General features: G+C 61.9%; 12 protein-coding genes and 1 pseudogene. 6 read left to right on the top strand and 7 right to left on the bottom strand.

All coding sequences use genetic code 11. The features are described from left to right. Nucleotides 1-115: 115 nt before the first annotated feature. The gene (locus PPUTUW4_RS02925) at nt 116-1,009 is read right to left on the bottom strand and encodes a PA4780 family RIO1-like protein kinase (RefSeq protein WP_015093327.1); all 894 of its coding nucleotides are present in this window, start codon (nt 1,007-1,009) and stop codon (nt 116-118) included. Nucleotides 1,010-1,455: 446 nt separating this feature from the next. Between PPUTUW4_RS02925 and PPUTUW4_RS02920 the strand changes: the two genes are divergently transcribed. Next, on the top strand, nt 1,456-3,402 hold the full coding sequence (locus tag PPUTUW4_RS02920; protein ID WP_015093326.1) for a methyl-accepting chemotaxis protein: 1,947 nt from the start codon (nt 1,456-1,458) through the stop codon (nt 3,400-3,402). 124 nt (nt 3,403-3,526) lie between these two features. Here the strand turns inward: PPUTUW4_RS02920 and PPUTUW4_RS02915 are convergent, their stop codons facing one another. Continuing rightward, nucleotides 3,527-4,804 (bottom strand): acetyl-CoA C-acetyltransferase, encoded by a 1,278-nt coding sequence (locus tag PPUTUW4_RS02915; protein ID WP_015093325.1) that lies wholly within the window; start codon nt 4,802-4,804, stop codon nt 3,527-3,529. Between the two features lie 221 nt (nt 4,805-5,025). On the opposite strand from PPUTUW4_RS02915, the gene PPUTUW4_RS02910 reads away from it, so the two are divergent. After that, entirely contained in the window at nt 5,026-6,378 is a 1,353-nt protein-coding gene (locus PPUTUW4_RS02910; protein WP_015093324.1) for a 3-oxoacyl-ACP reductase, read from the top strand. Between the two features lie 2 nt (nt 6,379-6,380). Beyond that, nucleotides 6,381-7,235: a MaoC/PaaZ C-terminal domain-containing protein gene (locus tag PPUTUW4_RS02905; RefSeq protein ID WP_015093323.1), complete on the top strand. Its 855-nt coding sequence runs from the start codon at nt 6,381-6,383 to the stop codon at nt 7,233-7,235. A gap of 86 nt (nt 7,236-7,321) precedes the next feature. Here the strand turns inward: PPUTUW4_RS02905 and PPUTUW4_RS02900 are convergent, their stop codons facing one another. Further along, nucleotides 7,322-7,678, bottom strand: coding sequence for a DUF6124 family protein (locus PPUTUW4_RS02900; protein ID WP_015093322.1), 357 nt, complete (start codon nt 7,676-7,678; stop codon nt 7,322-7,324). A 772-nt stretch (nt 7,679-8,450) separates the two neighbouring features. On the opposite strand from PPUTUW4_RS02900, the pseudogene PPUTUW4_RS02895 reads away from it, so the two are divergent. Together PPUTUW4_RS02895 and PPUTUW4_RS02890 are read left to right on the top strand one after the other, a co-directional pair. After that, nucleotides 8,451-8,585: pseudogene (locus PPUTUW4_RS02895) on the top strand (pilus assembly protein); the annotation flags it as partial. Then, nucleotides 8,582-11,323, top strand: coding sequence for an ATP-binding protein (locus PPUTUW4_RS02890; RefSeq protein ID WP_015093320.1), 2,742 nt, complete (start codon nt 8,582-8,584; stop codon nt 11,321-11,323). The pseudogene PPUTUW4_RS02895 and the gene PPUTUW4_RS02890, both read left to right, overlap by 4 nt. Before the next feature lie 136 nt (nt 11,324-11,459). Here PPUTUW4_RS02890 and PPUTUW4_RS02885 read toward each other — a convergent pair whose 3' ends face one another. The 4 genes from PPUTUW4_RS02885 to PPUTUW4_RS02870 are packed head-to-tail and all read right to left on the bottom strand — an operon-like array spanning nt 11,460 to nt 13,727. Further along, nucleotides 11,460-12,023 (bottom strand): DUF4136 domain-containing protein, encoded by a 564-nt coding sequence (locus PPUTUW4_RS02885; protein WP_015093319.1) that lies wholly within the window; start codon nt 12,021-12,023, stop codon nt 11,460-11,462. Nucleotides 12,024-12,060: 37 nt separating this feature from the next. After that, a complete protein-coding gene (locus PPUTUW4_RS02880) occupies nt 12,061-12,663 on the bottom strand; it encodes a DUF4136 domain-containing protein (protein WP_015093318.1) in 603 nt (200 codons plus the stop codon). Nucleotides 12,664-12,675: 12 nt separating this feature from the next. Further along, nucleotides 12,676-13,425: a methyltransferase domain-containing protein gene (locus PPUTUW4_RS02875; RefSeq protein ID WP_007971340.1), complete on the bottom strand. Its 750-nt coding sequence runs from the start codon at nt 13,423-13,425 to the stop codon at nt 12,676-12,678. Beyond that, a complete protein-coding gene (locus PPUTUW4_RS02870; protein ID WP_015093317.1) occupies nt 13,425-13,727 on the bottom strand; it encodes a MazG-like family protein in 303 nt (100 codons plus the stop codon). The genes PPUTUW4_RS02875 and PPUTUW4_RS02870 overlap by 1 nt, the downstream gene beginning before the upstream one ends. Nucleotides 13,728-13,986: 259 nt before the next feature. Here PPUTUW4_RS02870 and PPUTUW4_RS02865 point away from each other — a divergent pair, with 259 nt between their 5' ends. Further along, entirely contained in the window at nt 13,987-14,280 is a 294-nt protein-coding gene (locus PPUTUW4_RS02865) for a hypothetical protein (RefSeq protein WP_015093316.1), read from the top strand. The last annotated feature ends 131 nt before the right edge of the window (nt 14,281-14,411 follow it).

Below are 14,411 nucleotides of genomic sequence, written 5' to 3'. Positions count from 1 at the left end.
TGCTGGATGTGCCGACGTCATCGCGAGCAAGCTCGCTCCCACAGGTATGGTGTCTGTCACATTGAATCTGTAACCCACAAAAAACCCGGCCGAAGCCGGGTTTTTCTTTAGCCGATCACTGCATCCACGGTGGAGGCGGTTCTTCGGTCTTGCCCGGCGGCGCATCGTCCGCCGCACGTGCCGCTTGCTTGCGCTCTTCATCCAAGCGTGCGGCCTCGATTTCGCGCATGATGCCGCCCACGTCCGCCAGCTCTTCCGTGTCGGCGAACTCGCCGGTCAGGACACTGGCCGGGTGCAAGGTGCCAGCCTCGTACAAGGCCCACATTTCCTTGGCGTATTTGGTCTTCTTCAATTCCGGCGCAAACCGCCCGAAGTAGGACGCCATGTTGCCCACGTCGCGCTCCAGCATGCTGAACGCATGGTTGTTGCCCGCCGCATCCACCGCTTGTGGCAGGTCGATGATTACCGGGCCGGTCGGCGTCAGCAGCACGTTGAACTCGGACAGGTCGCCGTGCACCAGACCGGTACACAGCATCAGCACGATCTGCGAAATCAGGAACGCGTGATATTCCCTTGCCTGGTCCGGCTCCAGCACCACATCGTTCAGACGCGGCGCGGCATCACCGTACTCGTCGGCCACCAACTCCATGAGCAGCACGCCTTCAAGGAAGTCGAACGGCTTGGGCACCCGCACACCAGCATTGGCCAGGCGGAACAGCGCCGCCACTTCAGCGTTCTGCCAAGCGTCTTCGGTTTCCTTGCGGCCAAACTTGGAGCCCTTGGCCATCGCCCGGGCCTGACGGCTGTTGCGCACCTTGCGGCCTTCCTGATACTCGGCCGCCTGACGAAAACTGCGTTTGTTCGCCTCCTTGTAGACCTTCGCGCAACGTAACTGGTTACCGCAGCGCACCACATAAACAGCTGCTTCTTTACCACTCATGAGTGGGCGCAGCACCTCGTCGACCAGACCGTCCTCGATCAGGGGTTCAATGCGTTTTGGAGTCTTCATCAGCTTTTATTGTGGGTCCTTTATTACCAAACACGCGAAAGTCATTCGTTATACGGCAATCCACTCACGGGGGGGAGGGGTTGCCGACTTATGAACATTGCACAAGCACACAATGTGCCGATTTCAACGGGTAAAACCGACGACCGCCACGGGTCACTCCGGATCATAGCCGAGCCTGCGTCACTTGTTGTGCAAGGACATTGAGGGCAATTGCGACAGAAGCCGACACCACTTCTGAATCCTTCCGTAGGATTTTTCCCAACAGGCCTCAATTTCCTCCGACAACAGCCGAAGTCCTTAGTGACAAAGTGATTTGTCCGACAATCGCAGCCACAACAAAAGCGATGCCGCACTCAAGGACCCGGGTTGACCAAGAACGATTACGGCTGCCAATAAACCGCGAGTCATCTGCACTGCGTGGGCCTACAAGAAAATCTGGAGCGCGGATGAACATCAAACAGAAGTTGACCTGGGCGTTTGCAATCATCGCCTGCCTACCCGTGGTGCTGGTCGCCACCCTCGTTGTGCTGAACCTGCGCAGTGATGCCAGGGACGAATTTATCGACGGCAGTGCCCGCGAGATTCGTCAGGTCAGCAACGCCATGCAATTGTTCTTTGACAGCATCAGCCAGAACGTCGATTACCTGGCCAGGCAGCCGCTGATCCGAAACTCCGACGACAGCCTCAAGACTTACATGGCTGCCAACGCCGAGAGCGTTCCCCAGGGCGAGATGGACAAGAAGGTCTTCACCCTGCTCCAGGACCTGGGCAACAGCCACCCTTCCTACGCCTATGCCATCCTCGGCACGGCGGCGGGCGGCTACGTGTCGTGGCCGGATGATCCGAAGCTGAACAACTACGACCCGCGCCAGCGCCCCTGGTACAAGGCCGCCCAGGCCAAACCGGGCAAGCCGTTTCGCACCGAGGCCTACTACTGGGCCCAGGACGACGCGACCTACGTCAGCACCGTGCGCACCATCGACAACAAGCTGGGCACCAACGGTGGCGTGGTCAGCATCGACGTGACGCTCAAGCAGCTCACCGAAATCGTCAAACAGATCAAGCTCGGCGAAACCGGCTACCTGATGCTGCTGGAAAACACCGGCACGGTCCTGGTGGATCCGAAACAACCGGAACACAACTTCAAACCGCTGAACAGCCTGGGCGAGGGCTACGCGCAACTGGCCAAGGCCGGCAAGGGCCTGGTGGAAGTGGAGTTGAACGGCGAGCGCTACATGGCCAACGTCTGGCCGTCGGAGCAACTGGGCTGGACCTTCATCGGCCTGATCAAACAGAACGACGTGATGAGCTCCGCGACCCGATTGACCTGGTTGATCGCCATCATCGCCGCCGTCCTGGCCGTCATCTTCGCCGCCGTTGGCGCCAGTTTTGCCAGCCTCATCGTGCGTCCGATCCGCAGCGTGGCCAGCGGCCTGGAAGGCATCGCCCAAGGCGAAGGCGACCTGACCCAGAACCTGCAAATCCGTGGCAACGACGAAACCGCGCAGCTGGCCAACTGGTTCAACCAGTTCCTGACCGCAATTCGTAACCTGATCCAGAACATCGGCGGCGCGGCGGGCAAGATCCTCGCCACGTCCAAGAGTTCGACCCAGGTCTCCAGCGACATGGCCGAAGCCGCCGGACGCCAGCGTGAAGCGGTGGACATGGTGTCCACGGCATTCCACGAAATGGTCGCCACCGCCAACGAAGTTGCGCGCTCTTGCAGCCAGGCGGCGGAATCCGCCGACAGTGGCCAGCGCCAGGCGCGCGAAGGTCAGCAACAGATCGATGCGGCGGTGAACAGCGTTGATCGCCTGAGCCAGGAAATCGAACAGTCAGCCCAGTCGATGCAACAACTGGAGCGCGACAGCAACGACATTCAGTCGATCCTGGGGACCATCCGTTCGATCGCCGAACAGACCAACCTGCTGGCGCTGAACGCCGCGATCGAAGCGGCCCGGGCCGGTGAACAAGGCCGCGGCTTTGCCGTGGTGGCCGACGAAGTACGAGCCCTGGCCAAGCGCACGGCCGACTCCACGGCGGAAATCGACGGACTGCTGGGCAACCTGGCCAAACGCACAAGCCAGGTGACCCAACAGATGCACGCCAGTCTGGAAGTGTCCCAGCAATCGGTGACACGCATCGGCGAGGCGCGCAACAGCTTCGGGCAGATTCGCGAGTCGGTGGACGTGATCCGCGACATGAACACCCAGATCGCCACGGCGGCGGAACAACAGCATCAAGTGGCCGAAGACATCAACCGGCACATCAGCCAGATCCATGGCGATGCGCAACTGGTGGCGGAGCTGGCCAACTCGGCACGCCTGGACTCCCAGAGCCTGGCCGGGCTGTCCAATGAGCTGGACGGGCTGGTGCGCAGGTTCCGCACCTGATTTGCAAACTCACCACTAAACCCTGTGGGAGCGAGCTTGCTCGCGATGAGGATGGTTAATCCAACATAGATGTTGGCTGACACTCCCCCATCGCGAGCAAGCTCGCTCCCACAGTTGTTTTAACTCAGCGTTCGATGATCGCGGTCACACCCTGCCCGCCCGCCGCGCAAATCGAAATCAGTCCCCGCCCCTTTCCCGCCGCATCCAGCAACTTCGCCAGGTTGGCGACGATGCGCCCGCCCGTGGCGGCAAACGGATGCCCTGCCGCCAGTGAACTGCCCTTGACGTTGAGCCGACTGCGGTCAATCGAGCCCAACGGCGCATCGAGCCCCAGACGGGTTTTGCAGTACTGCGGATCCTCCCACGCCTTCAATGTGCACAGCACCTGCGCGGCGAAGGCTTCGTGGATTTCGTAGTAGTCGAAGTCCTGCAAGGTCAGGCCATTGCGCGCGAGCAAGCGCGGCACAGCGTAGACCGGCGCCATCAACAACCCTTCGGCACCGTTGACGAAATCCACCGCAGCAGCCTCGCCGTCACGCCAATACGCGAGAATCGGCAGACCGCGCTCCTTCGCCCATTCCTCGCTGCCCAGCAGCACCAGTGACGCCCCATCGGTCAGCGGCGTGGAGTTGCCCGCCGTCAGGGTGCCCTTGGCGCTTTTCTCGTAGGCCGGCTTGAGTGCGGCGAGCTTTTCCAGGGTCGAATCCGGGCGCAGGTTGTTGTCACGGGTGAGTTCCAGGAACGGCGTCATCAGATCGTTGTGCCAGCCTTCGGCATAGGACGCCGCCAGTTTCTGATGGCTCTCAAGCGCCAATTGATCCTGGGCTTCACGCGGGATGTTCCAGGTCTGGGCCATCAGCTCGCAGTGCTGCCCCATGGACAACCCCGTGCGCGGCTCACCGTTGCGCGGAAACTCGGGGATCAGATGTTTGGGGCGCAATTGCAGGAAGGTTTTCAGTTTGTCGCCGGTGGTTTTGGCGCGATTGGCTTGCAGGAGGATTTTGCGCAGCCCTTCGCTGACACTGATCGGTGCATCCGAGGTGGTGTCCACGCCACCGGCGATGCCGCAGTCGATCTGGCCCAGGGCAATCTTGTTCGCCACCAGCAACGCCGCTTCCAGCCCGGTGCCGCACGCCTGCTGGATGTCATAGGCCGGGGTGGCGGGCGACAACCGCGAGCCGAGTACACACTCGCGTGTGAGGTTCATGTCCCGCGCCAACTTGAGCACGGCCCCGGCGACCACTTCGCCGATGCGCTGGCCATGCAGGTTGTAGCGCTCGATCAGGCCTTCGAGGGCAGCAGTGAGCATCACCTGGTTGCTGGCCGTGGCGTAGGGGCCGTTGGAGCGGGCGAAAGGAATCCGGTTACCGCCGATGATCGCGACGCGGCGCAGCTGGGTCATATAAAGCCTCTGCAAAATTTTAAATGTGAGCAAGGTCCCCTGTGGGAGCGAGCTTGCTCGCGATGGCGGTCTGTCAGTCAAATTTTGTATGCCTGATAAACCGCCATCGCGAGCAAGCTCGCTCCTACAATGTAACCAAGCGTAGGCCTTATCTCGTGGATCGAACGACTGATCGCCATTCATGGTCCACACTTTGAACCCAAGCTTTCGGAGCGCGTTCCATGTCTGACCGCTATATCGACTTCGCCAATTCGTCCATCGGCCATCGCCTGGTCGGTGCCCTGGGGTTGCCGGCACCGACTCGACTGGAGCGCTGGCAGGCAGGCCGGCTGCGGCCCGTGGAAGGTGCGCTGCTGATCGGCGGCGGGCCATTGGCGGAACACGTCAGCGCCTTCGCCAACCGCCTGACCGACGCGATCTACAGCTACGGCACCGAGCCTTCGATGGCCACGGCCTGGATTCCCGGCCACGGACCGAAACTCAAGGCCGTGGTGTTCGACGCCAGTGACCTGCTGCACACCGATCAGCTCAAGCAACTGCGCGAGTTCTTCCAGCCGCTGATGAAGAACCTCGATCACTGTGCGCACCTAGTGATTCTCGGACGCGATCCGCAAACCCTGCATGACCCGTTCGCTGCCAGTGCCCAACGCGCCCTGGAAGGTTTCAGCCGTTCCCTGGCCAAGGAATTGCGCAGCGGTGGCACCCTGCAATTGATCTACGTCGGCGAAGGGGCCGAGGCGCAACTGGAAGGCCCGCTGCGGTTTTTCCTCTCGCCCAAAAGCGCCTTCGTGTCCGGGCAGATCATTCGCCTGAATCCGTGCTCGACGCCCGTTAGCGACTGGACGCGCCCGCTCGCCGGGCGCAAGGCACTGGTGACCGGCGCGGCGCGCGGCATTGGTGCTGCCATCGCCGAAACCCTGGCCCGTGACGGTGCCGACGTCATCCTGCTCGATGTGCCAGCGGCCAAAACCGATCTCGATGCCCTCGCCGCACGCCTCGGCGGGCGCAGCATCAGCCTCGACATCTGCGCCGAAGATGCAGCCTCGCAGTTGATCGAACAACTGCCCGACGGCCTCGACATCGTGGTGCACAACGCCGGCATCACCCGCGATAAAACCCTGGCCAATATGACCCCGGACTTCTGGGACGCCGTACTGGCAGTCAACCTCAACGCACCGCAAGTGCTGACCAAAGCCCTGCTCGATAGCGGCGCCCTGCACGACAACGCTCGGGTGATTCTGCTGGCCTCCATCAGCGGTATCGCCGGCAATCGCGGGCAAACCAACTACGCCGCGAGCAAGGCCGGGCTCATAGGCCTGGCGCAAGCCTGGGCGCCGCTGCTCACCGAACGCGGCATCAGCATCAACGCCGTGGCACCGGGATTCATCGAAACGCAAATGACCGCGCACATCCCCTTCGGCCTGCGTGAAGCCGGACGGCGCATGAGCGCCCTCGGCCAGGGTGGCCTGCCACAGGACGTCGCCGAAGCCGTGGCCTGGCTCGCGCAACCGGGCACCGGCGCATTCACCGGGCAAGCGTTGCGCGTATGCGGGCAAAGCGTTCTGGGGGCTTGAGGATGATCACCGACTGGCACACTCTCAACCGCGAACCGAGCCTCCCGGGGCTGTACGCACGAGCGGCGACACGGCGAAAAATCACAGGCACCACCCTGCCCGATTCGGGTTTGCGCTGCTGGGTCGACGTCGATCCCAAACGCCTGGCGGCCTATCGCAAGGTCTGTGGCTTCGCCGACAACGGCCTGCTGCCGCCGACCTATCCTCATATCCTCGGCTTTGCCTTGCAGATGCAATTGCTCACGGCCAGGGACTTCCCGTTCCCGCTGCTGGGCCTGATTCACCTTAGCAATCGAATTCGTCTGCTACGCCCTATGGGTGGGGTAAGTCGGGCGCGTGTCGGCGTTCAGGTGCAGAACCTGCAACCCCATGCAAAAGGCGCGACGTTCGATTTGCTGACTACCCTCGACGATCAACTGGGGCCGTTGTGGGAGGCACAAAGCCGGATGCTCTGCCGCGGCGTCAAACTCCAGGGCGAACCGCTTGAGGAGAACCTGGTAACGAGTCTGGACATGAACGAAGTCGAACACTGGAAAGCGCCCTCGGACATCGGTCGGCAATACGCCAAGGTGTCCGGCGACTACAACCCGATCCACCTGAGCGCGGCCAGCGCCCGACTCTTCGGCTTCCCGACCGCCATCGCCCATGGCCTGTGGAACAAGGCGCGCACACTGGCGGCACTGGCCGGGCATCTGCCTGTGGCGAACGTCGAGATCGCGGTGCAGTTCAAGAAGCCGGTACGGTTGCCCGGTGAGGTGACGTTGCTCGCCAGCGAGCCGGGGGCGAGCGGGGACTTTCAGTTGGTGGGTGTCGGGGATCTGGAGCACATGGTCGGGCATTGGGAGCCGGTGGCCTGACAAGTCCGATGTCTGTGGCGAGGAAGCTTGTCGGGCGGGCGCTACGCACCCGAGCGGGAGGACTCCCTCGCCACAAAGCTCCGTGGTCAGTCTTGCGGATCGAGATTATCCAACGCCCGGTTCACCGCCAGCTCACCCAGCATGATCACCTGCGCAATCCCCAGCAGCGTATTGCGCTGCGAGCCCTGCAGAAAACCCGCGAAATCACTAGCCATCACACTCGCCGACGCCAGTGATTCACAGGCGTGGGCCAGCAGGGTTTCGGTGTCGATGTTCGGGGCGATGACGAACATCGTGCTGGGTTTGTGGGTGACAGGCTGCCTGGGTGGATTGAGGTAGTGATCGAGGGCGCGGTCGGCAGCTTCGTGGAGTTTGTTTGAGTGGGGGGATTGAAAGGGGGAAACGTCGTCGGTTTCGGGGGGATTTGGGGTTGGTTTGATCATGGTGAATCTCCATTCTTGGATTTGGAGTTCGCCATCACTGCGACCAAGCAGAAGGGTGGCGAACCGTACGCAGGTTGGTCGACCAGGGAATGGAAACCCGGCAGGGCCTAGGCCCTCCCACGCACAGCTCGCCATCAAGCAAGCACAAAAATGCCGCTAGCGCGGCACTGTGCGCCATTCTAAACCCGGGCGACCAAACCCGATCACTGATTTTGCAGCGACGGACAAAGGCTAGAGATCGCGCTTCCGACGGACAACCTGAAAAGCGTGTCAGAGGTTTCCTCGGGACTTGAGGAAAACTACACGGGATTGGTTGACTGTAAGACCGCCTTCGCGGGCAAGCCCGCTCCCACAATGGGCCGGGGTAACCCCACGCTTCTCACCACTCATCAGGCCGAGCGTTAGCTCGCCTGCAGCTCTTGATCTTGATCCAACCGCCCCCTCACGCCCTGAGCCTGTCCGTCAACCTGTGACGACCTCCATCGGCGCTTCTACCAACGTTGATCCGTGCCGCGTCAAAGCCTGCAAGTAAGCCTTTTCGTCATAGATGGTGCTGGTTTTCCAGCACCCGTAAACGTGCCGGGCACGTGCATACCGTCCGTCGCAAGACCCGGGGCGGCCATGAGTTTAAAGCTCTGCACTCGGTAAAAACCTCCGTTTTGGCGGAATGATTCTATGCTGACATTACTCAGTGATAGTCAGGGTAGACGCACTCATGAAAGCCAGACTCCCCCACAAACAAAAAGGTGCCGCCGCGATAGAGTTCGCCCTGGGATTGCTGACCGTCGCCATTCATTACCCCGCCAATAAAATCAGCGCCGTCATTCCGTTCCTGAACCTGCCCGGCATCGGTCGGGCACCCAATCTGCCGGCGACCCTCACGGCCAGTGCGAGCCTGCAATTTTGAGTGCCGGGGATAAATTGTTCGGGCGCCTGCTCCACCGCCACCCGCCGCCCCCACCGGAGCCGCCGGAAACACTGCGGGTGCACAGCTTCGGATTGCAGATGCAGCTCAATGCCGATGGGCGTGTCGTTCAATTGAGCGGTCCGCTGCGGCACTTGCTGGCCCAGCATCCCCCCGGCACACAGGAACCACACCTGCTCGACTTCCTGTTGCCCCACAGCGGCCTCGTCATCGAAGGCGCGCCGGCGCACTGGCAGGGACAAACCCTGGACCTGGACTTCTACAGTCTCAATGGTCCGCCCCTGCATTTGCGCGGCTGGGTGCAACCCTTGGCCGACGCCTGGCTGTTGCAGATGCTCGACATCGGCGACTTGTTGCTCGAGCGCCGGCAATCGCGCAACCGCGAGCAATGCCAGGTGCTGGCGCTGCAAATCGCCGAACAGTTGCGCCTGTGCAGCCTGACACGCCTGCCCGAGGTGCTGGGCGAACAACTGCAAAACCTGGCCCAGCGTTTTCAGATCCCCTGCATTGCCCTGGCCTTGCTCGATGAGCAGGAGCAGGGTTGGCAGATTCACCAGCACTACACGGCTTTCGATGCACCGCAGCTATGGCAAAACGACCAGCGCCTGGGCACGGGGCTGGACAGTTTGAGCGGCTCGGCACCCCAGTACCTGATCCCGCGCGAACACCCGCGCCTGCAAGGCACGTTCGGCAATAACGATGGCTTCGCCGTGCCCTACCACGATGCGCACGGTGTGGTCGCCTGGTTGCTGTGCGGTTTCTACACGCCGCAACAACGCGCCCCCGATGTCACCGAGCGCGACTGGCTGCAAATCACCGCCGCGCTCGCCAGCCCCTTGCTCGAACGCCTGCGCGAGCACCGGCATCACCTGCAACTGGAACGCCTGGAATCGCTGCAAGCGTTGCTGGGCACAGGCTGGTGGGAAGTTTTCAGCGACAGCGAAGAAGTGCAGTTGGCACCTTCGCTGGCGACGACCCTGAACCTTGGAACGTCGCGTTTATCCGTACAGGACTGGCTCGACCAGGTGTATCCCGCCGACCGAGAAGAGCTGCGCATCCGTCTGCAGGACTTGCAGGCGTCGGGCACGCCGCTGCTGTTGTGCGTGCGCCTGTATCGCCCCGACGATGCACTCGAACCCGTCTGGTATCGCCTGCAAGGCCAGGCGCTGGGCGTGGGCAAAAACCGTCGACTGGTGGGTTTCATGCACGACATCAGCGACATCAAGAATCAGCAGCAGAGCGCCGCCGCCGCCCATGCGCGCCTGGACAATCTGATCGCCAGTTCACCGGCGGTGATTTATGTACAGCGCTATGAAGAAGGCGCACTGCGACCGGTGTTCTTCAGCGACAGCCTGCTCCCGTTGCTCGGCTGGACCCTGGCCGACTGCGCCCCCGGAACGCTGGTGGAGCGGGTGCACCCCGACGACCGCCTGCAGTATTTCGAGCGCACGCGGCTGTTGCTGCGTGAAGGCTCGGTGCGCGCCCGCTATCGGTTGCGCGACAGTCAGGGTGACTATCACTGGCTGCTCGATGAAGCGAAGTTGTTGCGCGACGACCTCGGCTTGCCGGTGGAGGCCGTGGGCTTGTGGCTGGACGTCACCGAAGCGACCCTGGCGACCGAGCAGGTCAGGCAGAGTGAAGAACGCTACCGGATTCTGGTGGAAGACTCGCCGGCGATGATCTGCCGCTACCAGCCGGATCTGACCCTGACCTTCGGCAATCGCCCACTGGCCACCTATCTGGAACTGGCGCCCGAGCAATTGCCGGGGGTGAATCTGGGCAACTGGATGTCCGGGGACCAGCGCGAGGCATTCACCCGGCGGTTGAACCAGTTGAGCCCGGAGTTTCCGGTCAGTACCGCCGAGATCAGCCTGCAACTGCCCGGCCGCGAGCACGCCTGGTGGGTCTGGTCCGATCGCGGGGTGTTCGACGAACAGGGACGCTTGCTCGAGGTCCAGGCCGTGGGGCGCGACAACACCGAGGTACGACGCTCGCAGCAGCAGCTCACACAAAGCGCGAAAATGGCCACCCTCGGCGAAATGGCCACCGGCCTGGCCCATGAGATCAACCAGCCGTTGAACGTAATGCGCATGGCCATCGTCAATGTACTCAAGCGCCTCAACAACGGCGACGTACAGGTGGACTACCTGATCGACAAGCTCACCCGTATCGACAGCCAGGTGCAACGCGCCGCGCGGGTGGTGGACCACATGCGGGTGTTCGGCCGCCGCTCGGAAATCGAGCAGCAACCGTTCAACCCGGCCCAGGCCATCGAAGGCACGCTGGCGCTGTTGTCCGAAGGGATGCGCGGCAAAGGTGTCGATCTGCGCATCAGCGAGACCGGGTTTGATGTGCTGGTGCGCGGCTACGTCGATCAGCTTGAGCAGGTGCTGATCAACCTGATGGTCAACGCCCGGGATGCATTGCTCGGCAAGCGCGAGGCCAACCCCGATTTCAAACCGTGGATTTCGGTGTACGCCGAACAGGATACACACGCGGTACGCCTGTGGGTCGAAGACAACGGCGGCGGTATCGACCCGCGTTTGCTGGAGCGGATTTTCGAGCCGTTCTTCACCACCAAACCGGCGGGTGTCGGCACCGGTCTGGGGCTGTCGGTGAGCTATGGCATTGTCGAGAACATGGGCGGCAAGCTGAGCGTGCAGAACGCCACCGAGGGTGCGCGTTTCTGCATTGAACTGCCGATTGTGCTGACGGACTAGATCACCAGGGCTGGGCGTCCCGTGTGACAACCGAGGTTGGCACCCACCTCGACCTGGTTCAGGTCGATCCCCAGGCTCGCAAGTGTCGAGCATAAAAACCCCTGTGGGAACACAGGGGTTGAGAGACTGGCTGATTCTAAGTGGCGTGCGGTGGATAGTTGGCCAATATCCGTGTAACCGTTTCCCAGATGGCATCGCGTCGATCCGAAGGGTTCGGCGTGCGGCTCAATATCTGTTCGTCACTGCCACGCCACACCAGTTTGCCGTCCTTGCCATCGAGCAGGTCGATCTGGATGGTGGCAACCTTGTAGCTGACGTTGCGGGTTTCGTTATACATGGGCGCGCCATAGTAGCCATACCACGGGTTACCCCACCCGCCGCCGTAGTTGGTGGTCACCTGCTGTTGCCGCTCTTCGACAATCAGGTAGGTCTGCACATTCAAGTCACCCTTGGCACCCGCGGCGGCCGGGCGCAGACCGCGCTGGTCCAGTTGATCGGCTACCGCCTGACGGATGCGCTGTTCGGTCAGGTCGCTCTTGATCCGTGGATCATCGGGACGGTATTGCAGGGCGGGTTCTTTCCACGTCCAGCTGCGATAGGCAGCAAAGTCGCGGCTGGCGTCGAAGTCATGATTGACCTGGTTGGCGGCGCAGGCACTGAGCAGCGCGACCATGGCCAGTAGTATGAAACGGCGGAACATGATGGTTCTCCTGCGAAATGCTTCTTATCTACAGAAACTAACTGGGAGGATACGCCGACATCGCCTTTTCCACAGCCTCCCGTATGGCATCGGCGCGCTCGCTTTCGCTGCCCCGGTTGCCGGTTTCAGCGCTGGAGCTCCATATCGGCTGACCGCTTTTGGCGTCAAACATGTCCACCTGAACCACCACGACCTGTTCCGAATAGGTGCGCACGACTGGCACGCTGCCGTACATGCCGTATCCCGGACCGTAGCCACCGTAACCGCCGTAGTAACCGTAATCGTCCTGAACCTGGCGCAAGCGGGTTTCCAGGCGCAGGTCGGCGCTGACAAACAGGTCGGCCGGGCGATTGTCGTGCAACGGGCGCAAGCCGCGCTGGTCCAGCGCATTGCTGACCGCTTCGGCAACCTGCGCCGAATCAGCCCAGGCCGTGCCCGCTGGCATGTGCCCGTCGAGCCAGGCCCAACTGCGGTAGCGTCCATAGTCACGGGGTGGTGCCGGGTAAGCGCTGCGGTCGAAGGTCTTGGCGGCCTGCGGTGGTGCCGGTGGCAAAGGGTTGGACGTGGCGACATAAGGGTTGCTGCCCTGACAGGCGGCCAGCCCCAGGCAGAACAGCAGTACACCTGAATGACTTTTCATTGCGTGCTCCGATCAGACAGGCCGACAGATCCAGTGCAAGTAACGCCCAAGCCCGGCATAGGCTGGATGGCGGCGGTGGGCCAGCTCCATTTCCAGCAGGTCCACCAGCTCGGCGCGAGCCTGGAATTCCACCGGCATGTAATCGTGAAAAACCCGCACGCCACTCTGGGTTTCGACCCGCCATAGCCCCTCAAGTTGCGCCGCCAGTTCCCGCGGATCAAGGGGCTGCTGCGGGGTCAGGCTCTGCTTTTCACCGGCCATGTCGTTCTTGCGCATCTTGCGGAAATGGCCCTTGAGCAAGTTGCGGTAGATCAGCGCATCGCGGTTGTAGAACGCCAGGGACAGCCAGCCGTCCGCCTTGGTCAGTTGATGCAGCACCGGCAGGATGGCGTGGGGTTCGGCCAGCCATTCCAGCACGGCGTGGCACAGCACCAGGTCGTAGGGCTCGGTGAGCTGCCCTAGCAGTTCCTGCCAGGGTGCCTGAATGAAGGTGGCGCTCTGTCCGGCATCGGCGAAGCGTTGGCGGGCGCCTTCGAGCATCGGTTCGGCAGGTTCGGCGAGGGTCACCTGATGGCCACGCTGGGCCAGCCACAACGACATGTGGCCAAGGCCTGCGCCGATGTCCAGCACGCGCAGCGGGCGGTCGGGCAAGGTTTCGGCCAGGTCGGCCTGCAACACCGCCAGACGGATCGCACCTTTGGCACCGCCGTAGATTTTTTCGGCGAAACGGGTCGCCAGTTGATCGAAATGACGGTCGCTCATCAGCTGAACCTCCGCTCGCTGTCCGCCAGTTTGCTGCGCACCACGGCCTCCATGTCCAGGCCCAGCTCGCCGCACAACAGCAACAGATAAAGCACGATGTCACCGACTTCCTGCCCGGCATGGGCGAGTTTGTCCGCCGGCAACTGGCGTGACTGGTCTTCGCTCAGCCACTGGAAAATCTCCACCAGCTCGGACATTTCCACGCTCGCGGCCATGGCCAGGTTTTTCGGGCTGTGAAATTGCCGCCAGTCATTGCGGTCACGGATGGCGTGCAGGCGTTCGGTCAGTTCAACAAGGTTCATCGGGTTCTCCTGAAGGCGTATAGCTTCAGGGGGATCACAGGTGAAGGCAAGTGACAACGGCTCAGTGTCCCGTTTGTTTTTTTGTGGGAGCGAGCCTGCTCGCGAAGGCGGCGGCACATCCAACATTGATGTGTCTGATCCAGTGCTTCCGCGAGCAGGCTCGCTCCCACAGTTGCGGTGCAACGCTCTATGCTTGTGGGAACTCGGCGCATGATCGACAGCCCAAGGCTCAATTCTCTTTGATCAGGATGTTCACTCCATGCAGGTAGAAGGTTTTTCCGAATGGCTCGGCCAGGTACTCGGCTCGATCATCCGCTTCATCGTTGATGGTCTCAGTGGGCTGTTCAATCTGTTGAGCAACGCCAGCAGCAATTTTATCGAAGGCTTGTCCCAGGCGCTGGGCATGGAGACTTCGGTCGTCAGCATCGTGACCTTGATCCTCGGGCTGATCCTGCTGTGGACGGCGATCCGCGCCTTTCTCAATGCGTCGTTCATCATGGGGATCATCTGGTTGTTGCTGGGGCTTTGGCTGCTCAGCTGGATCATCCACTGACCCCACCGAACACTGTGGGAGCGGGCTTGCTCGCGAAGAGGGAGTGTCAGTCGAATCAATATTGACTGGACGACCGCTTTCGCGAGCAAGTCGGATCGCCGCACCGCCGCTCCCACAATTGAACACGGCAT

The sequence above is a fragment of the Pseudomonas sp. UW4 genome (assembly GCF_000316175.1).
Taxonomy (GTDB): Bacteria; Pseudomonadota; Gammaproteobacteria; order Pseudomonadales; family Pseudomonadaceae; genus Aquipseudomonas; species Aquipseudomonas laurylsulfatiphila.
This window is presented reverse-complemented; position numbering and strand designations above follow the sequence as displayed.

Coding starts and splice junctions, on each gene's coding strand:
- PPUTUW4_RS02900 (WP_015093322.1), bottom strand. CDS start 7,678: ATGATCAAACCAACCCCAAATCCCCCCGAAACCGACGACGTTTCCCCC.
- PPUTUW4_RS02885 (WP_015093319.1), bottom strand. CDS start 12,023: ATGTTCCGCCGTTTCATACTACTGGCCATGGTCGCGCTGCTCAGTGCC.
- PPUTUW4_RS02905 (WP_015093323.1), top strand. CDS start 6,381: ATGATCACCGACTGGCACACTCTCAACCGCGAACCGAGCCTCCCGGGG.
- PPUTUW4_RS02875 (WP_007971340.1), bottom strand. CDS start 13,425: ATGAGCGACCGTCATTTCGATCAACTGGCGACCCGTTTCGCCGAAAAA.
- PPUTUW4_RS02910 (WP_015093324.1), top strand. CDS start 5,026: ATGTCTGACCGCTATATCGACTTCGCCAATTCGTCCATCGGCCATCGC.
- PPUTUW4_RS02915 (WP_015093325.1), bottom strand. CDS start 4,804: ATGACCCAGCTGCGCCGCGTCGCGATCATCGGCGGTAACCGGATTCCT.
- PPUTUW4_RS02925 (WP_015093327.1), bottom strand. CDS start 1,009: ATGAAGACTCCAAAACGCATTGAACCCCTGATCGAGGACGGTCTGGTC.
- PPUTUW4_RS02920 (WP_015093326.1), top strand. CDS start 1,456: ATGAACATCAAACAGAAGTTGACCTGGGCGTTTGCAATCATCGCCTGC.
- PPUTUW4_RS02870 (WP_015093317.1), bottom strand. CDS start 13,727: ATGAACCTTGTTGAACTGACCGAACGCCTGCACGCCATCCGTGACCGC.
- PPUTUW4_RS02865 (WP_015093316.1), top strand. CDS start 13,987: ATGCAGGTAGAAGGTTTTTCCGAATGGCTCGGCCAGGTACTCGGCTCG.
- PPUTUW4_RS02880 (WP_015093318.1), bottom strand. CDS start 12,663: ATGAAAAGTCATTCAGGTGTACTGCTGTTCTGCCTGGGGCTGGCCGCC.